A 20,520-nucleotide genomic window follows, 5' to 3' on the forward strand; every position below is an offset into this window, starting at 1 on the left:
CGATGAGCACCACAGCCCATTCCGGAAGCAACCGTATTGCCGGCGCCGGCCGTCTCGTCCCGGCCAAGACCGTTCGCTTCACCTTTGACGGGCAGAGCCTGACGGGTCTTGAAGGCGACACGCTGGCCTCGGCGCTGCTGGCCAACGGCATTCATCTGGTCGGCCGTTCGTTCAAATACCACCGTCCGCGCGGCATCCTCTCCGCAGGCAGCGAAGAGCCGAATGCGCTGGTTGATATCGAGCGCGACAAATCCCGCAAGCAGCCGAACGTGCGGGCGACCGTGCAGGAGATTTATGACGGGCTGAAGGTCAAGTCGCAGAACCGCTGGCCGTCGCTGACCTTTGACGTCGGTGCGATCAATGATTTGTTCTCGCCCATGCTGCCCGCAGGCTTCTACTACAAGACATTCATGTGGCCGAAGTTCGCATGGAAAACCATCTATGAGCCAAAGATTCGTGCGGCTGCTGGTCTTGGTGTTGTTCCGGGTGAAGCCGACACGGACCGCTATTCCAACCGGTTTGCCCATTGCGATGTTCTGGTTGTCGGCGGTGGCGCTGCCGGTCTGGCTGCGGCACGCACCGCCGCGCAAGCCGGTGCCAAGGTCATCATCTGCGACGAGCAGCCGGAAGCGGGCGGCGCGCTGCGCTATGAGACCGACGTGACCATCGACGGCAAGCCGGGTTATGACTGGGCCACGGAAACGCTGGCATCCCTGCGCGCCACGGAAAACGTCACGGTTCTCACCCGCACCACAGCGTTCGGCTATTACGCCCAGAATTTTGTCGGCCTTGTCGAACGCATCAGCGACCATCTGAGCAATCCCGGTTCCGACATGCCAAGGGAGCGCCTGTGGCAGGTGCGTGCCAGGAAGGTCATCCTGGCGACCGGCGCCATCGAACGGCACATGGTTTTCGCCAACAATGACCGTCCCGGCATTCTGCTGGCTTCGGCAGCGCGCGCCTATCTCAACCAGTATGGGGTCGCGGTCGGCCGCAAGGTCGGCGTCTACACCGCCAATGATTCCGCCTATGCGGCGGCCATCGATCTGAAGCGGGCCGGCGTCGACGTTCCCGTTATTGTCGACACGCGTGACAATCCATCCTCGCCGGTAATCGAGGAAGCCCGTTCGCTCGGTATCGACGTTGTGACCGGTCATGCGGTGTTCAGCGCCGGGGGCAAACGCCGCGTCTCCTCCATCAGTATCCGCCCCAACCGGGGCGGCAGCGAGCGCAAGGTCGTGGTCGATGCGCTGATCATGTCGGCGGGCTGGACACCCTCCGTGCACCTGTTCTCGCAGTCGCGCGGCAAGGTGGCGTGGGATGCCGCCAATGAGCGGTTCCTGCCTGGCACCTATGCGCAGGATTGTGTTTCGGTCGGCGCCTGCAACGGCAGCGACGGGCTGCAGCAGGCGCTTGATGAAGCCGCAGCGGCTGGCAGCAAGCTTGCCGGTGAGACCGGTTTCAAGGGCAAGACCAAGGCGCTCAAGGCAACCGGCGGAACCGACTGGGTGCTCGGCATGATCGGCTCGGCGCCGGGTGCGGGTGCCGATACAACGGTCAAGGCTTTCGTCGATTTCCAGAACGACGTGACCGCCAAGGACGTGCGCCTTGCAGTGCGCGAAGGCATGCATTCCATCGAGCACGTCAAGCGCTTCACCACCAACGGCATGGCCACCGATCAGGGCAAGACCTCCAACCTGCACGGGCTGGCGATTGCCGCCGAAGCGCTCAACCGTCCGATCCCGGCCGTGGGCCTGACAACCTTCCGGGCGCCGTTCACGCCGGTCACTTTCGGTGCGATCGTCAACCATGCCCGCCATGACCTGTTCGATCCGACCCGCCGCACGCCGATGCATGCATGGCATGCGGCGCAGGGCGCGGCTTTCGAGGATGTCGGCCAGTGGAAGCGCGCCTGGTATTATCCGCAGGCAGGCGAAGACATGCATGCGGCGGTGAACCGCGAATGCGTTGCCGTGCGCAATCAGGCCGGTATCTTCGACGCCTCGACCCTCGGCAAGATCGAAGTGGTTGGGCCCGATGCGGCGAAATTCCTCGAGCTGCTCTACACCAATCCGTGGGAAAAACTCGGTGTCGGCCGCCTGCGCTATGGTATCATGCTGCGCGAAGATGGTTTCATCTATGATGACGGCGTTGTTGGCCGCCTGGCCGAGGATCGCTTCCACGTGACGACGACGACCGGCGGTGCGCCGCGCGTCATGAACCACATGGAAGATTATCTGCAGACGGAATTCCCGCATCTCAATGTCTGGTTGACCTCGACGACCGAGCAATGGGCGGTCATTGCGGTGCAGGGCCCGAAAGCCCGCGAGATCATCGCGCCGCTGGTGGAAGGCATCGATCTTTCCAATGAGGCCATGCCGCACATGAGCGTAAGGGAAGGCAGGATATGCGGCGTGCCGACACGGCTGTTCCGCATGTCCTTCACCGGTGAAGCGGGCTATGAGATCAACGTGCCTGCCGACTATGGCCGGGCCGTCTGGGAAGCCGTCTACGAGCGCGGCAAGCCGCTGGGCCTGACGCCTTACGGCACCGAGGCCATGCATGTGCTGCGCGCCGAGAAGGGGTATATCATCGTCGGCCAGGACACGGATGGCACGGTGACGCCGCAGGATGCGGGCCTGACCTGGGCCATCGGCAAGAACAAGACGGATTATGTCGGCATTCGCGGTCTGTTGCGCCGCGATCTGGTGGCGGACGGGCGCAAGCAGCTGGTTGGCCTGAAGACCAAAGATGCCCACGTGGTGCTGGAAGAGGGTGCGCAGATTGTAGCCAATCCGAACCAGCCGGTGCCGATGACCATGATCGGCCATGTGACATCGTCCTACTGGTCGCAGAATTGCGGCCGGTCGATAGCCATGGGGCTGGTGATCGACGGAACAAAGCGGCTCGGCGAAACGCTCTATGTGCCGATGCCCGATGGCGTGATTGAAGTGGAAGTGACCGGAACGGTGTTCTTCGACGAAAAGGGAGAACGGTTGAATGGCTGACTTTGCTCAAGCGGCGCAGCGCGCGCATCCATTGCAGGCCGGCCAAGCCGGTATCGGGTCCGTATCGGTCACCCCGGCTGACAATGCCACCCGCGTGTCGCTGCGGGCGCGGCCCGATGCGGTGGCGGCCCTGTCGAAGGCGCTCGGCCTTTCCCTGCCGCTGAAACCGAAGACAACGGCGACTGCGGGCAACCGCGCCGCCCTGTGGATCGGCCCGGATGAATGGCTTGTTCTCGATGCTGACGGCAGTTCGCTCGTCGCCGATCTTGCCAAGGTCAAGGTGTTGCATTCCGCCGTCGACGTCTCCCATCGCAATATCGGGATCATTGTCTCCGGCAGGGGCGCCGATGCGGTTGTCAATGGCGGTTGCCCGCAGGACCTGTCGCTGGGTGCTTTCCCGGTTGGCGCGGCGTCGCGCACGGTGCTCGGCAAGATTGAGATCGTGCTGTGGCGGACGGCCGAGGACACGTTCCGGGTTGAGTGCTGGCGCTCTTTCTCCGGCTATGCCTACGGCTTTCTGCAGGAAACCGCGCGGGACGTGGCCGTCTGACGGGCAGACGGTCAGCAACGATGATCTTTTTGCCGAATATGCGGGTATTTGACAGCCCCGCGTAATAATAGTGTGCAGATTGATCGCCGGTGAAGTTATCGATCACAATTGCGCCGTGCTTTGCCATAATGAGAATGCCGATGGCTGCCGATTCGCGCGGTCGCGTCGCGAGAGTGGTTTATGGCTGTCAAAAAGCGCCTTGTTATCAATTTTACAGGCTATGAAGGCCTGCATCCCGATGCCGTGCGCGGGCGCTATCTGAATGCCTCGGCCGATTTCAACACGCTCTGGCACACCAAAACCAAAGCGGGGCCCATGCAGCCTGAGGGGCCGAACATCGCCTCGATGCGGCTCGACACAACCGGGGCGAACTGGACGGTTGAAACCGAGTTCTGCCAGTATGGCACGGCTGACATCTTCGATGCCTATTGCGCACGCAATGTCGTAACGCGCTTTGCCACCGGCCTGATGGCGTTTCTCGATATTCTCATCACCGGCACTTTCTGGCGGTATCTGCGCACAAGCTGGCGGTTCTGCATCTTTTTCATGTGGCCGTTTGCGCTGACCTGTTTCATTTCGCTGGTCGCGCTGCTGATCGGGCTTGGACCGCTGTTTGGCGGTTTCAGCGCCTACCACATGGTCTGGACCATTCCCCTTGCGCTCGCCATCGCCCGCCTCATGATCCGCTGGCCGGGGGAAAAGGTGTTCCTGTCCTATCTCTTGGATGACTGGGTGGCGGCGTCAGACCGGATTTACCGCCGCAGCCCGGCATTGCAGGAACGGCGCAAGGCCTTTGCCGATCACCTGGCCAGGAAGCTGCGCGAGAGCGGCGCGGACGAAGTGGTCATCATCGGGCACAGCCTGGGCACGGTGCCGGCTGTCGAGGCCATTGCCGATGTCTGGCGCAGTGCGCCGCAGCTCATCAGGCAGCAGCCCGTTTCGCTGGTGGCGACCGGCTCATGCCTGTTGATGATTGCCTTTCATCCGCGTGCAACGGATTTGCGGGAAGATGTCCGGGTTGTCCTGCAGGATACGCCGGTGCTGTGGGCGGAGTATCAGACCATTGCGGATATCGTGCATTTCTACCGGTCGAACCCGGCAGCGGCGCTGGGGATAATCCCGCGCACCGAGCCGCTGATCCGGCGTATCCGGTTCAAGCACATTCACAGCGCCAAACGCTATGCGCGTGCCAAGAAGAATTTTTTCAAGATGCACCTTCTGTTCCTGAAGGGCGCGCAGATCCGCAATGCCTATGACATGGGCATGTTCGTGCAGGGGCCGTTTGCCTTCCAGGATCTGGCCGTGCGTGACAGTGCGGCGCCGCTGGACGATGCCGGGCGGCTTGTCGAGACAGTCCGCGCCTGATCAGTCCATTTCCGGGGGATGCTCGAGCACGGCAATGGTCAGCCAGTTGGCGACGAGTGCCGGTTTGATCGAACCTTCGATTTCCAGCGTGACTTCATAATTGTTGAGCACACGGCCGGACGGGCGGATATCCGCATCGACCAGCTTGAAGCGGGCGCGCACCTGCTTGCCGGATTTGACCGGCGCCATGAAGCGCACCTTGTCGAAGCCGTAATTGATGCCCATCGTCGCGCCTTCGATCATCGGAAGCGCCTCATAGGCGAGCGTCGACAGCAGCGAGATGGTCAGGAAGCCATGGGCGATGGTGCCGCCGAACGGCGTTTCCTTGGCCGCACGCTCCGGATCGGTATGGATGAACTGGTGATCATCGGTTGCATCGGCAAACTTGTTGATCATGTCCTGGCTGACCACGCGCCATTCCGAACAGCCGATTTCTGTGCCGATGCCGGCTTTCAACTGCTTGAGCGTGATTGCGTTCTTCATGGTTCCCAGGCTTTCCGAAATATTGGATCAGATCGTTGATGGAGGTGTCGATAGACTTTTATGAGTCAAATGTCATCCCTTGCGCGTCACCCCATCGTTTCAAAGCCGGTACTCACCGTTATGATCAGCGCGTCAAAACGCGAGGGGGCCTTGCATCTTCTTGCCTGACGCCAGTTCAATATGGGCAAGCATGCCTCTGATCAGCGTATCGAAGATCAGCCGAAAGCGGTGTGAAGACCGCAGGTTTTCGTGCATGGCGATCCAGGTGGGAAGGACGATCGAAAACGCGCCGGGCAGCAGGCGCACGAGGTCGGGATTTGCCTGGCCGAGACTGTCCTGGCATATGCCGATGCCAATTCCTGACCGGATAGCGGCGAGTTGGGCCAGATTGTTGTCCGTGCGATAGCTGAACTTGAGCTCATGCGACATCGGAAAGCGTTTCTCGATGCTGCGTATGAAGGCGGTCTGCCTGTCGAACCCGATGAGCCGGTGATTTTTCAATTCTGCCAGCGTACGGGGCACGCCATATCTGGCAAGATAGGCACGGTGCGCGTAGAGCCCGAGCGAAATGTCTCCGACATTGCGCACAAGCAGCGCCTCCTGCGTGGGCTCTGCCATTCTGACAGCAATATCGACCTCGCGGTTCAAGAGATTTTCGACCGTATCGGAGGCGGATAATTCGATGTGCAGGGCGGGATAGGTCTCAAGCAGCGGCGCCAGTATCTGCGGAAGGACTTCGGTGCCGATAACCTCACTCGCGCCAATGCGTACCGTGCCTTCCACCGCGTCCCGCTGCGCTGTGGCCAGACGGACAAGTGCTGCGGCATTGGCAGCCATGGCGGCAGCGTAGGGTTGCAGTTCCAGCGCGGCATCGGTTGCAAGCAGGCCATTCGGCGAGCGGGTGAAGAGCTGGGCACCAATAAGGTCTTCCAGCGTATCGATATGCCGTCCGACCGTAGGTTGTGTCAAACCGAGTTCGCGCGCCGCTGCTGACAGCGAGCCATGCCGGATGACGTGAAGAAAAGTCCAGTAAAGATCCCAGTTCGGCATCTGTTGCATTATTTATGTATAGCTAGTCAATGAATTTTGTCAATTTTGTTTATCTTATTGCTGGTGCACTGTTGCCGGAACAACGGAGAAAACGAGCATGCGATCAACAGAGCAGAAGATGGCGCTGGTACTGGGCGCAACAGGTGGCATCGGTGGTGCGGTCGCACGCAACCTTCTGAAGCGAGGCTGGCATATCAAGGCCCTGACCCGCGATCTGGCCAAGGCTGCAAAGGTCCAGGGAGATTTCGAGTGGATTGCGGGTGATGCCCTCAATCCACTCGATGTCAGCCGGGCCGCGGAGGGCGTGTGCCTGATCGTCCATGCCGTCAACCCGCCCGGATACCGGGACTGGGAGAAGCTTGTTGTGCCCATGCTCGACAATACCATCGCGGCGGCAAGGCAGGTGGGCGCCCGCGTGCTTCTGCCGGGCACTGTCTATAATTTCGGACCCGACGCATTCCCCGTTCTGGATGAAGACAGCCCGCAACATCCGCTCACGCGAAAAGGCGGGCTGCGTGTCATGATGGAGCAGCGTCTGAAGGATGCTTCCGCATCCGGTCTCGACGTCCTGATCGTGCGCGCTGGCGATTTCTTTGGCCCGAAGGCCGCAAACAACTGGTTTTCGCAAGGGCTTGTCGCGCCGGGAAAGCCGGTCTCGCTCGTCAACAACCCCTCAAGGCGCGGCATCGGGCATCAATGGGCGTTTCTTCCCGATGTCGCTGAAACAATGGCTCAACTGGTCGAGCGGGCCGGCAGCCTCCCTCGTTTTGCGGTCTATCACATGGAAGGGTTCTGGGATGCGGACGGCATGCAGATGGCTGCCGCCATCAGGCGCGTGGTTGGCCGTCCGGTGAAGGTGAGGTCGTTTCCGTGGTGGATTGTGCCGATCATGGCACCCTTCAATGCGTTCATGCACGAATTGAAGGAGATGCGGTATCTGTGGAAGCAACCGCTGCGCATGACGAACACGCGGCTGACCGGCACACTCGGCGCCGAGCCGAGGACGCCGATCGACGAGGCGGTGCGGCAGACGCTGTCTGATCTGGGCTGCTTGTAACCGGTCAGATCTCCGCATCGCGGAGCTGCCGGATCTGCAATGCAATTTGAGGCTGGAGGTTTCGGATGGTGGGCGTGACAGGGATTGAACCTGTGACCCCTACGATGTCAACGTAGTGCTCTCCCGCTGAGCTACACGCCCATCCGACAGGGGCGCATACACCATATTGATTCCGGTCCGTCAATAGGGTTGGAAGAAGTTATCAGGCTTTCTTCACCGGAGCAGGCAGATAGGGCCTTTGATCAGGCCGCTACCAGCATCTTTTCGATCTCATTGACGAGATCGCGCAGGTGGAAAGGCTTGGAAAGCACTTTCGCATCCTTCGGCGCCTTCGAATCGGAGTTCAGCGCAACGGCGGCAAAACCGGTGATGAACATGATTTTCAGATCAGGGTCGATTTCCGATGCGCGGCGTGCCAGTTCGATACCGTCCATCTCCGGCATGACAATGTCGGTGAGCAGCAGTGAGAACGGCTCTTCGCGCAGCCGGTCATAGGCGCTGGCGCCATTGTCGAAAGGCGTGACGTGGTATCCTGCCTTCTCCAGCGCCTTCACCAGGAAGCGCCGCATGTCATTGTCATCTTCTGCTAGCAGGATTCTCTTCATCAGTCCGTCCGAATTGTCTATCGCCTGATCATCCCCAGACAGGCGTCCCATCATGCTTAACAAGACGCTTTTTTGGTAAAGATCGCGTGAATGATTTGCTGAAAATAAGGGGGAACCCCGGAAAAGTCGAGGAAGATCGCAGCCGGACGCGCGAAGAATGCGCGCCGACCGGTCAGCCCCGAAAAGTTCCACCGCCTTTGGCGGCTGATCAATTCCCTCCGGGGCGAAGTTGCTCTAAAGTAAGGTATATTCAAGCAAACCGTCGAAGTGAAGAATGACCCTCGAACGCGATTTCCCTGACAAGCTGCCCTATGAACTGCGCCGGCCGGCTGACCAGCGTATTCCGTTTGTATTCAATTCGCCGCACAGCGGTCAGGTTTACCCGCCGGCCTTCCTGCAGCAGTCGCAGCTCGATGCGCAAACGATTCGCCGCTCGGAAGACTGTTTTGTCGATCAGCTCTTTGCCGCCAGCGTCATGCTCGGCGCACCAATGCTGGTGGCGCATTTCCCGCGCGCCTATCTCGACGTCAACCGCGAGCCCTATGAACTCGATGCGAAGATGTTCAGCGATTCGCTTCCCTCCTATGCCAATGCAAATTCGGCCCGGGTTGCCGGCGGTCTTGGCACCGTGCCGCGCCTTGTCGGCGAAGGGCAGGAAATCTACGCGCAGAAACTGCCCGTCGAGGAAGCGCTCGGCCGCATCGCCACGATCTACAAACCCTATCACGCGCTGCTTGCCGGAATGCTGGTGGAAACGCGCAGCCGCTTTGGCTATGGCGTCCTCGTCGATTGCCATTCCATGCCCACCGGCATCCGGTTTCCGGAGAGCGGCCTGCGCCCGGATTTCATCATCGGGGACCGGTTCGGCACCAGCTGCTCGCCGGAATTGACGCATGCCGCCATCCATCTCCTGCGCGAGATGGGGTATGCGGTGGCGCACAACAAGCCCTATGCCGGCGGTTACATCACCGAGCATTACGGGCGTCCGCTCAAGCGTTTCCACGCGCTGCAGATCGAGGTCAACCGCGGGCTCTATCTCAACGAGCACAACTACGAGCGCAAATCCGGCTTCGGACAGCTGCAGCGTGATATCAGCCAGTTCCTGGCCGATCTCGTCTCGCTGCCGGACTTCCATTTCCTCGATGTTCCGCTCGCGGCGGAATAAGACCCGGTTGCTGCGGCCCGTCTGAAAACAAAAAAAGACCGCGCAGATGCGCGGTCCAAGTCTAGGGAGGAAACGCCCAAGGAGGGCATAGACAGGTCACCCCGTCCGTTAATCAATCTATGCTGCATCGCACAAATGTCAAGTGATTTGTGCGGTTTTTTGAGCACGATAATTATGTGCCTAAAAAAAATGCAATAATTTAGCCGACAATGCAGATAAATGAGAAAATTCTGATCGCGAGGAACCGTTTTGGCCATTGAACTTTCGTTTTTGCGGCGGATTGCCGAAGTTGCGGCAGCGCAGACTTTGCCCCGCTTTCGCACCATTTCGTCCATCGACAACAAATATCAGGTTGGATTCGACCCGGTCACCGAGGCGGACAGGGAAGCCGAACGGGCGATTCGCGCGTTGATCAACAGCACCCATCCCGGTCACGGCATCATGGGCGAGGAGTTCGGTTCGGAGAATCTCGACGCCTCGCATGTCTGGGTGATCGATCCCATCGACGGCACCCGCGCCTTCATATCGGGGCTTCCGGTGTGGGGCACGCTTGCGGGCCTGACCGTCGATGGCGATGCGGTGGCCGGCGTCATGGCGCAGCCCTTCACCGGAGAGCTGTTCCTGTGCGACGGCACCGCGTCCTATTATGAGGGACCGGGCGGTGCACGCCAGCTGAAAACCCGGCAGAACCCGGATATTGCGCAGGCCACGCTGTTCACCACGACCCCCGCTTTGTTCAAGGACAAAAAGCGCGAGGCCTATGACCGCGTCGAGCGCAGCGTGCGCATGCCGCGTTACGGGGCGGACTGCTATGCTTATGCCATGATTGCCGCCGGTTTCGTCGATCTGGTGGTGGAGACCGCCTTGCATCCCTACGATATCGTCGCGCTGGTGCCGATCATCGAAAAGGCGGGCGGCGTCATCACCAATTGGGACGGCGGCCCGGCGGAAAAGGCGGGTGATATCGTGGCGGCGGGCTCAAAGGAACTGCACGCACAGGCACTGGACCTTCTCAACCGCTGAATGCTCACGTCTAGGTGGCCTGTTCGTTCTCGATCCCGGCCATGTCGCCGCCGGTTCCGGGAATGAAGGCATCGAATGCCGCGAAAAACTGTTCGCGGTAAAAATCCTTTTCCTGCAGGATTTCATGCTTGGCGCCGTCGATGGTGATCAGCGTCGCATTGCGCAGTTGCAGGGCATACCGTTCGATCGCCGGAGTGGACACAACGCTATCCGCTCCGGCGGCGACGACCAGAGTGGGGATGCGGATTGCCTCGATATAATCGGGGTTTGTCACCCGTTTGATCGCCTTGGCTGCCGAGGCGATCCATCCGGCGGTCGGGCCGCCAATGGCAAGCTCCGGGGCGGTCTTCACGATTTCGCTGTTGCGCAGGTAGCGGGCGGCATCCGATGTCACCTCGTTGAGCGCGAAGGGTTTGATCACCGGCTTGCCGCCGCGGATATACATCCCGCCAAGACCGGTCAACCGCAGCGTATTGGCGACGGCGCTGAGCAGAATCTTGCCGAGCCGGCTGCCATTGACGTCGAGAAGCGGCACCATCAGCACCATGCGGCGGATGCGGTTTGCCAGGGCAGGCGCTGCAAGAAGCGCCGCCAGCGCGCCGGTGGAATGGGCCAGCACGTAAAACGGTCCGCGGCAGTCGGGCAGGAGCACGCTTTCGAACAGCAGTTCCAGATCGGCCGCATAGTGGTCGAAACGTCTGACATGACCGCGCAGCGGGTCTTTCAGCAGGCGGCTCGATCCGCCCTGGCCGCGCCAGTCGAAGGTGGCGACGGCAAAACCCCGCTTGGCAATGTCGCGGATGGTCTCGAAATATTTTTCAATGCACTCGTTGCGGCCCTGCAGGATGATCACGGTGCCCTGGACGGGATGGGTGGTGGCGGGGAATATGGCGTAGCGCAGCTGCCTGCCGCCCTTGAGCGGCAATGCGGCAACACGGGCATCCTGCGGCGTCGGATTGGCTGCTGTTTCGACAAGCGGATGGGTCATGGATACCGGTCAGTCCTCGTCCCGCCTATGAGGGGATCACACGGGTGCATTTGCATCTTTTGATAAAATGCATGGCAATAAAGGTCAAACCGGGTCCGCGTAAAAACAAAAAAATGACCGGAAACCCTGGGGAGGGCTTCCGGTCAGTACATTCCAGGCGGAAGGGACGTTACACCTGGAACGATCTCAAAATCAGTAGTCGTTCGCCGGACGGATCTCGATGCTGAACCCGTTATCGCTGCGGCGGTCGCGGTAGCCGCGACGATCGCCCATCACGCGGGTATCGAGAATGTCGCCGTCTCGCGACACGGTGACCAGCACCGGCGTGCCGCGGCGCCATGCCTGAACAAAATAACGGCCGCGTTCGACGTTCACATCACGGACACGGTAGCCGCGGCGCTCCAGCATGCGGGTCACCTCGCGCGGACCCATCCGGTCGCGGAAGCGCTCATCGCGGCGCCATTCTCCACGCTGATCGCCATAGTAGCGGCGGTCCTGGACAAGCAGGCCATCCATGTCACCGCGGCCATCCATGTAGATTGCCCGGTCACCGCGATAGATGAAGTCGTCGGCCATGGCCGAAGCGGAAAAGCCCGTGACCAGCAGGGCGGCGGCGGTCAGTGCCAGAACAGTCTTTTTCATCATCTTGTCCTCGTCTCTTGCCGGTCAAATCCCGGCGTTGGATGTGTTTATAGGGGAGGGCGTGTGAACGTATCCCGAAGGGCGCATTCATCTTGCGTTCATCGCTGTGGAAGGCTTTCGGAGGCAGAAAAGGGCTTGAAATGGCTTTGGCCGTTTCCCAGATATCTGGTGTGACCGCCATAACGGGGTCACTGGTTCAGCGGGACCTGCCGATTGAGGGGGTCTCTTGACGAGCCAGAACACGCAACATTGTCGCTCTAAAGGAGGGCTTACTATGCGTCACGTGGATTTTTCCCCACTCTATCGTTCGACCGTCGGTTTTGACCGGCTTTTCACCATCCTCGACTCGCTGGCTCAGCCAGACGGTGCCCAGTCCTATCCGCCCTACAATATCGAGCGGACCGGCGAGAACACCTACCGCATCACCATGGCCGTTGCCGGCTTCTCGGAAGACGAAATCCAGATCGAAGCCCATCGCAACCAGCTCAAGGTGACCGGCGAGAAGGCTGCCGAAACATCGGATGGCAGTGCTGAAACCCTGTATCGCGGCATTGCTTCCCGCGCGTTCGAACGCCGCTTCCATCTTGCCGATTTCGTTGAAGTCAGTGGCGCCAGCCTGAAAAACGGCCTGCTGCACATTGATCTCAAGCGCGAAATTCCCGAGGAAATGAAGCCGCGCAAGATCGCTGTGACTGCGCTGTCTGAAAAGACGGCCAAGCAGATCGAAGCCAGGACCTCGAACTAAGCTGCGAAAGCAGGAGTGAAAGAAGCGGCGCGTTTGCGCCGCTTTTTTTATGCGATGAGAGCGCCGAAGCGGCGGATGTCTTCGGGGGTTGTGGCAAAGCTCGTGACAAAACGGGTGATCGTCTCGTCTTCGGCAACCAGGCCCTTTTCGGCATGGGGCGTGTGCCAGTCGTAGAAAACGGCGCCTGCAGCCTGCAGTTTTGCCGATGTCTGCTTTGTCATGATCGCGAACACCTCATTGGCGCGCGGCTGCCAGGCAAGGCGCAGCTCCTTTGATGCGCTGATCCGCCCGGCCAGTTCGGCCGCCATGGCATTGGCATGGGCTGCGGTTTCCAGCCAGAGCCCGCCCGCGAAATAGGCTTCGAACTGGGCGGCGATGAAGCGGGATTTTGAAAAATTCTGCGCCGACCGCATGCGGATATAGGGCATCTGCCTTGCCTGATCGGGGTTCATGAAGACCAGCGCTTCGGCGCACCAGCAGCCATTCTTGGTGCCGCCGAACGACAGGATATCGACGCCCTGCTTCCAGGTCATTTCGGCGGGAGAACAGCCGAGCGCGACAAGCGCATTGGCAAAGCGGGCGCCATCCATGTGCAGCGGCAGGCCATTTTCCCGGCACAATGCCGAGATGGCGGCGATCTCGGCCAATTCGTACAGGGTGCCGCTTTCGGTCGATTGCGTGATCGAAACGCTCATCGGCTGGCCCGCGTGAACATGGCCTTCGGGGAAGCCGTTGAGGGCGGCTTTCAGATTATCGATGGCGATGCGGCCGGTTGGCCCGTCGATGGCCTGCACCCGTGCGCCGTGGGCGAAAAAGCCGGGGGCACCGGCCTCATCGGCAATCATGTGCGCTTCCCGGTGGGCAAAGGTGATGCCGCCCGGCCGCACGATGCTGGCCTGTGCCAGGGAATTGGCCGCTGTTCCGGTCCCGACAAAGAAGACGGCGACGTCGCGCTCGAAAATTGTGCTGAAGGTCTGTTGGACGGCATGGTCGAGATCGCCCGTGCCATAGGCCGCGGCGAAACCGCCGGCGTGTCTGGTCAGATTTTCGGCAATTTTCGGATGGGCTCCGGCCCAATTATCGGATGCAAAAAGCATGAAATGACCTCGGATTTATGACTGACGCCGCCACGCTTACGCTTTTCCCTGCGGGCTGGAAAGCAGAAGATGATGTCTTTCCGCCAGGGGATTTTCACGGCGCTTGGCGGAACCATCTGTATTTCCTCGTTTATTTAGGGAAAAACGCCTGCATCGAAATGAAATGCATAAATCACCAGTGGTTTGCGCAATGATATTTCGTCCAATGCTGTTATTTTTTGCTTTTCCATCTTGTTTGTTTGGAATTATTCTGGCATACGAGGATATGACAGCAATGCTGTCCTAATTGGCACGATCCAAGCGCGGGATGGCAAGCAGAAGCGCTTCCGTCCTCAAAATGGTGACCGCAGTTTGCAACCGGAAGATATGCCGCACCAGAAGGGGCAGGAATATATGGTATTCCGTCCCGCGAGGAATTGACCGCCCCAAGGGGCCCATTTGGAGGAATTGACGATGTCGGATTTGACGCCATCTGTAACGACTGAATTTGCTCAGGCCGTACAGAACCGTGCGGTCAAAACCAATAAATCGTCCGGCATTCCCACCCGGCAAGGCTTATACGACCCGCGCAATGAACATGACGCCTGCGGCGTCGGCTTCGTCGCGCATATGAAGGGCGTCAAGTCGCACAAGATCATCGAAGACGGGCTGTTCATGCTCGAAAACCTGACGCATCGCGGTGCCGTCGGCGCCGACCCGCTGATGGGCGATGGCGCAGGCATGCTCGTGCAGATTCCCGATGCGTTTTTCCGCGCGGAATGGGCGGAAAAGGGTGTTGAGCTGCCACCGGTCAATCATTACGCGGTCGGCTATCTCTTCATGCCGCAGGATGCCGAAGAGCGCGCCCATATCGAAACCGTCATCACGGAAGTGATCGCCTCGGAAGGTCAGACGCTGATCGGCTTCCGCGATGTTCCCGTCGACAATTCGTCCCTGTCCAAGGCACCGCATATTGCGGAGACGGAACCGTTCCACCGCCAGGTGTTCATCGCGCGCAACCCCAACATCGAAACCAACGAGGATTTCGAGGGCCGTCTGTTTATCCTGCGCAAGGTGATTTCCAACCGCATCTACCAGGAGAACGGCGGCAAGGAGAGCGACTTCTACGTCGTCTCCATGTCGGCGCGCACCATCGTCTACAAGGGCATGTTCCTCGCCTATCAGGTCGGTGCCTATTACAAGGACCTGAAGGATCCCCGCTTCGTCAGCGCGGTGGCGCTGGTGCATCAGCGGTTCTCGACCAACACCTTTCCCTCGTGGAAGCTGGCGCATCCCTACCGCATGGTTGCGCACAATGGTGAAATCAACACCCTGCGCGGCAACGTCAACTGGATGGCGGCCCGTCAGGCTTCCGTCGACAGTGAATTCTTCGGCAATGACATTTCGAAGCTCTGGCCGATCTCCTATGAAGGCCAGTCCGATACGGCCTGTTTCGACAACGCGCTGGAATTCCTGTTCCAGGGCGGCTACTCGCTCGCCCATTCGATGATGATGCTCATTCCCGAGGCATGGTCGGGCAACAAGCTGATGTCGGACGACCGCAAGGCGTTCTACGAATATCATGCCGCCCTGATGGAGCCATGGGATGGCCCGGCGGCGGTTGCCTTCACCGATGGCCGCCAGATCGGCGCGACGCTCGACCGCAACGGCCTGCGTCCGGCCCGCTATATCGTCACCGATGACGATTTCGTCATCATGGCGTCGGAAGCCGGCGTGCTGCCGGTGCCGGAAGAAAAGATCGTCAAGAAGTGGAGGCTTCAGCCGGGCCGCATGCTGCTGATCGACATGGAAAAGGGCGAGATCGTCTCCGATGACACGATCAAGTCCGAGATCGCCAACCGCCATCCCTACAAGACATGGCTGAAGAACACCCAGCTCATCCTTGAGGAGCTGAGCCCGGTCGAGCCACGCGCGCTGCGCAAGGATGTCAGCCTGCTCGATCGCCAGCAGTCCTTCGGCTATACGCAGGAAGATACCAAGCTGCTGATGTCGCCGATGGCGACGACGGGTCAGGAAGCCATCGGTTCGATGGGCACGGACACGCCGATCTCGGCCATGTCCGACAAGTCGAAGCTGCTCTATACATATTTCAAGCAGAACTTTGCCCAGGTTACCAACCCGCCGATCGATCCGATCCGCGAGGAGCTGGTGATGAGCCTTGTCTCGTTCATCGGTCCGCGTCCGAACATTTTCGATCTGGTCGGCACCTCGCGCCGCAAGCGTCTGGAAGTGCGCCAGCCCATCCTGACCAATGGCGATCTGGAAAAGATCCGCTCCATCGGCCATACGGAAGACCGCTTTGACACCAAGACGCTCGATATCGCCTATAATGTCGAGGAAGGCGCCAACGGCATGACCGGTGCGCTGGAGCGTCTGTGCGACCGCGCCGAGGCGGCGGTGCATGGCGGCTATAACATCATCATCCTGTCCGACCGTCAGGTCGGGCCGGACCGCATTCCGATCCCGGCGCTGCTGGCGACGGCGGCTGTTCACCATCACCTCATCCGCAAGGGCCTGCGCACCTCGGTCGGCCTGGTCGTGGAATCGGGCGAGCCGCGCGAAGTGCACCATTTCTGCTGCCTCGCCGGCTATGGCGCGGAAGCAATCAACCCTTATCTTGCCTTCGACACGCTGCTCGACATGCACAAGCGCGGCGAATTCCCGCCGGAGGTGGACTCCAAGGAAGTTGTGTCGCGTTACATCAAGTCCATCGGCAAGGGCATCCTCAAGGTCATGTCCAAGATGGGCATTTCCACCTATCAGTCCTATTGCGGCGCGCAGATTTTCGACGCTGTTGGCCTCAAGTCGGAATTCGTCGACCGCTTCTTCTTCGGTACGGCGACGACCATCGAAGGTGTCGGTCTGGAGGAAGTGGCCGAGGAGACGGTGCGCCGCCACCGCGATGCCTTCGGCAATGACCCGGTCCTGCTCAGCACGCTGGATGTCGGCGGTGAATATGCCTATCGCATGCGCGGCGAGGCGCATCTCTGGTCACCCGATGCGGTGGCCAAGCTGCAGCACGCGGTGCGCACGGAGTCGGCAACGACGTTCAAGGAATATTCCGATCTGGTGAACAGCGAGTCGGCCCGGGCGCAGACCATCCGCGGCCTGTTCAAGATCAAAATGGCTGAGGATGCCGGGCGCAAACCCGTCTCCATCGATGAGGTCGAACCGGCCAAGGATATCGTCAAGCGGTTCTCGACCGGGGCGATGTCGTTCGGCTCGATCAGCCGCGAGGCGCACACGACCCTTGCCATCGCCATGAACCGGATCGGCGGCAAGTCGAACACGGGCGAGGGCGGCGAGGAGCCGGATCGCTTCTATCCGCTGCCGGACGGCAAGCCGAACCCCGAACGCTCGGCCATCAAGCAGGTGGCATCGGGACGTTTTGGCGTGACGACCGAATATCTCGTCAATTCCGACATGATGCAGATCAAGGTGGCGCAGGGCGCCAAGCCCGGCGAGGGCGGCCAGCTGCCCGGCCACAAGGTCGATGCAACGGTTGCCAAGACCCGCCATTCGACACCCGGTGTCGGCCTGATTTCGCCGCCGCCGCACCATGACATCTACTCCATCGAGGATCTGGCGCAGCTCATCTACGATCTGAAGAACGTCAACCCGCAAGCCGATGTTTCGGTCAAGCTGGTGTCGGAAGTCGGCGTCGGCACGGTTGCGGCCGGTGTTGCCAAGGCGCGTGCCGATCACATCACCATATCGGGCTATGACGGCGGCACGGGTGCATCGCCGCTCACCTCGCTCAAGCATGCCGGTTCCCCGTGGGAAATGGGCCTTGCCGAGACCCAGCAGACGCTGGTGCTCAACGGCCTGCGCTCGCGCATCGCCCTGCAGGTCGATGGCGGCCTGCGCACGGGCCGCGACGTCATCATCGGTGCCCTGCTGGGCGCCGACGAATTCGGCTTCTCCACGGCGCCGCTGATTTCGGCCGGTTGCATCATGATGCGCAAGTGCCATCTCAACACCTGCCCGGTCGGCGTGGCAACGCAGGATCCGGTCCTGCGCAAGCGCTTCAAGGGCACGCCGGAACACGTCATCAACTTCTTCTTCTTCATGGCGGAAGAGGTGCGGCAGTTCCTGGCGGACATGGGCTATACAAGGCTGGAAGAGATCGTCGGCAAGGCCGAACTGCTCGAAAAGCGCGCAATGATCGATCACTGGAAGGCCAAGGGTCTCGATTTCACCCGCATCTTCCACAAGCCGGAAGCGGCGGAGGAAAAGACACGCTGGACGGAACGGCAGAACCATCCGATCGTCGATATCCTGGATCGCACGCTGATCGAGCAGGCCATGCCCGCGCTGGAGAACAAGACGCCGGTCAAGATCGAACTGCCGATCAAGAATGTCGACCGCTCGGCTGGCGCGATGCTGTCGGGTGAAGTGGCCAAGCGCTACCGGCACAAGGGACTGAAGGAAGACACGATCTCGGTCACCTTCACCGGGACGGCTGGTCAGTCCTTCGCGGCATTCCTTGCCCGCGGCATTTCGTTCGAGCTGATCGGCGACGGCAATGACTATGTCGGCAAGGGCCTGTGCGGCGGCCGTATCGTTGTCCGTCCGCCGGACGATACGAAAATCGTGCCGGAGAATTCCATCATCGTCGGCAATACGGTGCTGTACGGGGCCATCGAAGGCGAAGCCTATTTCCGCGGCGTGGCGGGCGAACGCTTTGCGGTGCGCAACTCCGGCGCCATCGCGGTGGTCGAAGGCACGGGCGATCATGGCTGCGAATACATGACCGGCGGTGTCGTCGTGGTCATCGGCCAGACCGGACGCAACTTTGCCGCCGGCATGTCCGGCGGCGTGGCCTATGTCCTTGATGAAGCCGGGGATTTTGCCCAGCGCTGCAACATGGCGATGGTCGAGCTGGAGCCGGTGCCGGAAGAGGATGACATCCTCGAAAAACTGCACCATCACGGCGGCGATCTGGCCCATAAGGGCCGCGTCGATGTCTCGGCCAACATGACCAGGCATGACGAGGAACGCCTCGTGCAGCTCATCTCGAACCACATGCATTACACGGGCTCGGGCCGGGCGAAGGAAATCCTCGACAATTGGGAAGCCTTCCGGCCGAAATTCGTGAAAGTCATGCCGGTCGAATACCGCCGCGCGCTCGAAGACATGGAACGCATGCGGATGGGTGTCGCAGCGGAATAAAATCAACGCACTCCTGCTTCGAGCGTCATCATCCTGATGCTCGGCATGGGGTCCAATGCTGCCCAGACCCAACATGGGAACGGGTGGTCCTCCAAGGGTGAGGGGAGCAGTTTTATGGGTAAGGTAACAGGTTTTCTCGAGATCGACCGGCAGGTCGGTAAGTATCAGCCCGCGTCTGACCGCATTCGCCATTTCCGGGAATTCACCATTCCCATGACCGATGGCGAAGTGAAGAAGCAGGCGGCACGCTGCATGGATTGCGGCATCCCGTTCTGCCACGGGCCGACCGGCTGCCCGATCCACAACCAGATTCCGGACTGGAATGATCTCGTCTACAACGACAATTGGGATGAGGCGATCCGCAACCTGCATTCCACCAACAATTTCCCGGAATTCACCGGCCGTATCTGCCCGGCCCCGTGCGAGGAAGCCTGCACGCTGAATCTCGAAGATGTGCCGGTGTCTATCAAGACGGTGGAACAGGCGATTGCCGACAAGGCCTATGAAAAGGGCTTTATCATCCCGCAGCCTGCAGCGTCGAAGACCGGCAGGAAAGTGGCTGTCATCGGTTCGGGCCCGGCCGGTCTGGCCGCCGCGCAGCAGCTTGCCCGCGTCGGCCATGAAGTGCATGTCTATGAGCGCGAAAGCCGCGCCGGCGGCCTGCTGCGCTACGGCATTCCCGATTTCAAGATGGAGAAGCATTTCATCGACCGCCGTGTGGCGCAGATGGAAGGCGAAGGCGTCACCTTCTTCTACGGCGTCAATGTCGGCATCGACAAGCCGGTGCAGGAACTGCTCGATACCTATGATGCGGTGCTTTATTGCGGCGGTGCCGAAACGCCGCGTCCGGCTGGTATTCCGGGTGCGGATCTCGACGGCGTCCACGATGCCATGAACTATCTCGTGCAGCAGAACCGCCGCGTCGGCCGTGAAAACATCGAATCGGTGGCCTGGCCGAGCGATCCGATTGTGGCGTCAGGCCGCCATGTGGTTGTCGTCGGCGGCGGCGATACCGCCTCCGACTGTGTCGGCACCGCATTCCGCCAGGGCGCGGTGAAGGTCACCCAGCTCGATATCCGCCCGCAGCCGCCAGAAAAGGAAGACAAGCTCAGCGTCTGGCCCTATTGGGCGACAAAGATGCGCACGTCCTCCTCGCAGGCGGAAGGCGCGGACCGCGAGTTCCAGGTGGCAACGCTTGAGTTCATCGGTGAGAATGGCGCGTTGACCCATGTCAAGTGCTGCGAGGTCGATGAAGCGCGCAAGCCGGTTCCCGGCACCGAATTCTACATCAAGGCGGATCTCGCCTTCATCGCCATCGGCTTTTCCGGCCCATTCGAAACCAGTGTCGTCAGGGAACTGGGCGATGCGCTGGAGATGCGGGCGGATCGCCGCGGCAACCGTTCGATTGCCGCCGATGACAAGGATTACCGCACCAGCGTCGACAAGCTGTTTACCGCCGGTGATATCCGCCGCGGCCAGTCGCTGGTCGTCTGGGCGATCCGTGAGGGCCGCCAGGCGGCACAGGCCATCGATGTCGCGCTGATGGGATCGTCGGTTCTGCCGCGATAAG

The 20,520-nt window shown here is 60.5% G+C and carries 16 protein-coding genes and 1 tRNA gene; 10 read left to right on the top strand and 7 right to left on the bottom strand.

What is annotated here, in order from left to right; translation table 11 throughout:
* Window positions 1–2: 2 nt before the first annotated feature.
* The 3 genes from C5750_RS00140 to C5750_RS00150 all read left to right on the top strand — a co-directional run bounded on the left by C5750_RS00140 (window position 3) and on the right by C5750_RS00150 (window position 4,923).
* Complete coding sequence (locus C5750_RS00140) at window positions 3–3,008, top strand: sarcosine oxidase subunit alpha (protein WP_105731857.1); 3,006 nt, start codon at window positions 3–5, stop codon at window positions 3,006–3,008.
* Window positions 3,001–3,558, top strand: coding sequence for a sarcosine oxidase subunit gamma (locus C5750_RS00145; protein ID WP_105731858.1), 558 nt, complete (start codon window positions 3,001–3,003; stop codon window positions 3,556–3,558). Before C5750_RS00140 ends, C5750_RS00145 begins: the two co-directional genes overlap by 8 nt.
* Before the next feature lie 180 nt (window positions 3,559–3,738).
* Window positions 3,739–4,923, top strand: a complete 1,185-nt coding sequence (locus tag C5750_RS00150) for a lipase family protein (RefSeq protein ID WP_105731859.1) — start codon at window positions 3,739–3,741, stop codon at window positions 4,921–4,923.
* On the opposite strand, the gene C5750_RS00155 is transcribed toward C5750_RS00150, so the two are convergent.
* Window positions 4,924–5,406: a MaoC family dehydratase gene (locus C5750_RS00155; RefSeq protein WP_105731860.1), complete on the bottom strand. Its 483-nt coding sequence runs from the start codon at window positions 5,404–5,406 to the stop codon at window positions 4,924–4,926.
* Between the two features lie 132 nt (window positions 5,407–5,538).
* Window positions 5,539–6,465: a LysR family transcriptional regulator gene (locus C5750_RS00160; RefSeq protein ID WP_105731861.1), complete on the bottom strand. Its 927-nt coding sequence runs from the start codon at window positions 6,463–6,465 to the stop codon at window positions 5,539–5,541.
* An 88-nt stretch (window positions 6,466–6,553) separates the two neighbouring features.
* On the opposite strand from C5750_RS00160, the gene C5750_RS00165 reads away from it, so the two are divergent.
* Window positions 6,554–7,513 (top strand): NAD(P)H-binding protein, encoded by a 960-nt coding sequence (locus C5750_RS00165; RefSeq protein WP_105731862.1) that lies wholly within the window; start codon window positions 6,554–6,556, stop codon window positions 7,511–7,513.
* Window positions 7,514–7,579: 66 nt separating this feature from the next.
* On the opposite strand, the gene C5750_RS00170 is transcribed toward C5750_RS00165, so the two are convergent.
* Window positions 7,580–7,654 (bottom strand) — tRNA-Val (locus C5750_RS00170).
* A 101-nt stretch (window positions 7,655–7,755) separates the two neighbouring features.
* A complete protein-coding gene (gene cpdR, locus C5750_RS00175) occupies window positions 7,756–8,118 on the bottom strand; it encodes a cell cycle two-component system response regulator CpdR (RefSeq protein WP_091878276.1) in 363 nt (120 codons plus the stop codon).
* Window positions 8,119–8,392: 274 nt separating this feature from the next.
* Between cpdR and C5750_RS00180 the strand changes: the two genes are divergently transcribed.
* Together C5750_RS00180 and hisN are read left to right on the top strand one after the other, a co-directional pair.
* The gene (locus C5750_RS00180; protein WP_105731863.1) at window positions 8,393–9,283 is read left to right on the top strand and encodes an N-formylglutamate amidohydrolase; all 891 of its coding nucleotides are present in this window, start codon (window positions 8,393–8,395) and stop codon (window positions 9,281–9,283) included.
* Window positions 9,284–9,532: 249 nt separating this feature from the next.
* Window positions 9,533–10,306, top strand: coding sequence for a histidinol-phosphatase (gene hisN / locus C5750_RS00185; protein WP_105731864.1), 774 nt, complete (start codon window positions 9,533–9,535; stop codon window positions 10,304–10,306).
* Window positions 10,307–10,316: 10 nt separating this feature from the next.
* Here the strand turns inward: hisN and C5750_RS00190 are convergent, their stop codons facing one another.
* Both C5750_RS00190 and C5750_RS00195 read right to left on the bottom strand, forming a co-directional pair.
* On the bottom strand, window positions 10,317–11,294 hold the full coding sequence (locus tag C5750_RS00190) for an alpha/beta fold hydrolase (protein ID WP_105731865.1): 978 nt from the start codon (window positions 11,292–11,294) through the stop codon (window positions 10,317–10,319).
* A 192-nt stretch (window positions 11,295–11,486) separates the two neighbouring features.
* A complete protein-coding gene (locus tag C5750_RS00195) occupies window positions 11,487–11,936 on the bottom strand; it encodes a hypothetical protein (protein WP_130502066.1) in 450 nt (149 codons plus the stop codon).
* Window positions 11,937–12,210: 274 nt separating this feature from the next.
* On the opposite strand from C5750_RS00195, the gene C5750_RS00200 reads away from it, so the two are divergent.
* Window positions 12,211–12,681: an Hsp20 family protein gene (locus C5750_RS00200; RefSeq protein WP_105731867.1), complete on the top strand. Its 471-nt coding sequence runs from the start codon at window positions 12,211–12,213 to the stop codon at window positions 12,679–12,681.
* Window positions 12,682–12,728: 47 nt separating this feature from the next.
* Here C5750_RS00200 and C5750_RS00205 read toward each other — a convergent pair whose 3' ends face one another.
* The gene (locus C5750_RS00205) at window positions 12,729–13,778 is read right to left on the bottom strand and encodes a threonine aldolase family protein (protein WP_105731868.1); all 1,050 of its coding nucleotides are present in this window, start codon (window positions 13,776–13,778) and stop codon (window positions 12,729–12,731) included.
* Window positions 13,779–13,795: 17 nt separating this feature from the next.
* Here C5750_RS00205 and C5750_RS26470 point away from each other — a divergent pair, with 17 nt between their 5' ends.
* The 3 genes from C5750_RS26470 to C5750_RS00215 all read left to right on the top strand — a co-directional run bounded on the left by C5750_RS26470 (window position 13,796) and on the right by C5750_RS00215 (window position 20,519).
* Window positions 13,796–13,972 (top strand): hypothetical protein, encoded by a 177-nt coding sequence (locus C5750_RS26470; RefSeq protein WP_162800215.1) that lies wholly within the window; start codon window positions 13,796–13,798, stop codon window positions 13,970–13,972.
* A gap of 259 nt (window positions 13,973–14,231) precedes the next feature.
* Complete coding sequence (gene gltB / locus C5750_RS00210) at window positions 14,232–18,950, top strand: glutamate synthase large subunit (RefSeq protein WP_105731869.1); 4,719 nt, start codon at window positions 14,232–14,234, stop codon at window positions 18,948–18,950.
* A gap of 114 nt (window positions 18,951–19,064) precedes the next feature.
* Window positions 19,065–20,519, top strand: a complete 1,455-nt coding sequence (locus tag C5750_RS00215) for a glutamate synthase subunit beta (protein WP_105731870.1) — start codon at window positions 19,065–19,067, stop codon at window positions 20,517–20,519.
* The last annotated feature ends 1 nt before the right edge of the window (window position 20,520 follow it).

It is taken from the genome of Phyllobacterium myrsinacearum, assembly GCF_002980555.1.
Taxonomy (GTDB): domain Bacteria; phylum Pseudomonadota; class Alphaproteobacteria; order Rhizobiales; family Rhizobiaceae; genus Phyllobacterium; species Phyllobacterium myrsinacearum.

What these genes read in the sequence shown, in the direction of transcription:
- C5750_RS00195 (WP_130502066.1), bottom strand. Translation starts at nt 11,936, where the DNA reads ATGAAAAAGACTGTTCTGGCACTGACCGCCGCCGCCCTGCTGGTCACG.
- C5750_RS00145 (WP_105731858.1), top strand. Translation starts at nt 3,001, where the DNA reads ATGGCTGACTTTGCTCAAGCGGCGCAGCGCGCGCATCCATTGCAGGCC.
- cpdR (WP_091878276.1), bottom strand. Translation starts at nt 8,118, where the DNA reads ATGAAGAGAATCCTGCTAGCAGAAGATGACAATGACATGCGGCGCTTC.
- C5750_RS00155 (WP_105731860.1), bottom strand. Translation starts at nt 5,406, where the DNA reads ATGAAGAACGCAATCACGCTCAAGCAGTTGAAAGCCGGCATCGGCACA.
- C5750_RS00165 (WP_105731862.1), top strand. Translation starts at nt 6,554, where the DNA reads ATGCGATCAACAGAGCAGAAGATGGCGCTGGTACTGGGCGCAACAGGT.
- C5750_RS00160 (WP_105731861.1), bottom strand. Translation starts at nt 6,465, where the DNA reads ATGCAACAGATGCCGAACTGGGATCTTTACTGGACTTTTCTTCACGTC.
- C5750_RS00180 (WP_105731863.1), top strand. Translation starts at nt 8,393, where the DNA reads ATGACCCTCGAACGCGATTTCCCTGACAAGCTGCCCTATGAACTGCGC.
- C5750_RS00140 (WP_105731857.1), top strand. Translation starts at nt 3, where the DNA reads ATGAGCACCACAGCCCATTCCGGAAGCAACCGTATTGCCGGCGCCGGC.
- gltB (WP_105731869.1), top strand. Translation starts at nt 14,232, where the DNA reads ATGTCGGATTTGACGCCATCTGTAACGACTGAATTTGCTCAGGCCGTA.
- C5750_RS26470 (WP_162800215.1), top strand. Translation starts at nt 13,796, where the DNA reads ATGACTGACGCCGCCACGCTTACGCTTTTCCCTGCGGGCTGGAAAGCA.
- C5750_RS00190 (WP_105731865.1), bottom strand. Translation starts at nt 11,294, where the DNA reads ATGACCCATCCGCTTGTCGAAACAGCAGCCAATCCGACGCCGCAGGAT.
- C5750_RS00205 (WP_105731868.1), bottom strand. Translation starts at nt 13,778, where the DNA reads ATGCTTTTTGCATCCGATAATTGGGCCGGAGCCCATCCGAAAATTGCC.
- C5750_RS00215 (WP_105731870.1), top strand. Translation starts at nt 19,065, where the DNA reads ATGGGTAAGGTAACAGGTTTTCTCGAGATCGACCGGCAGGTCGGTAAG.
- C5750_RS00150 (WP_105731859.1), top strand. Translation starts at nt 3,739, where the DNA reads ATGGCTGTCAAAAAGCGCCTTGTTATCAATTTTACAGGCTATGAAGGC.
- C5750_RS00200 (WP_105731867.1), top strand. Translation starts at nt 12,211, where the DNA reads ATGCGTCACGTGGATTTTTCCCCACTCTATCGTTCGACCGTCGGTTTT.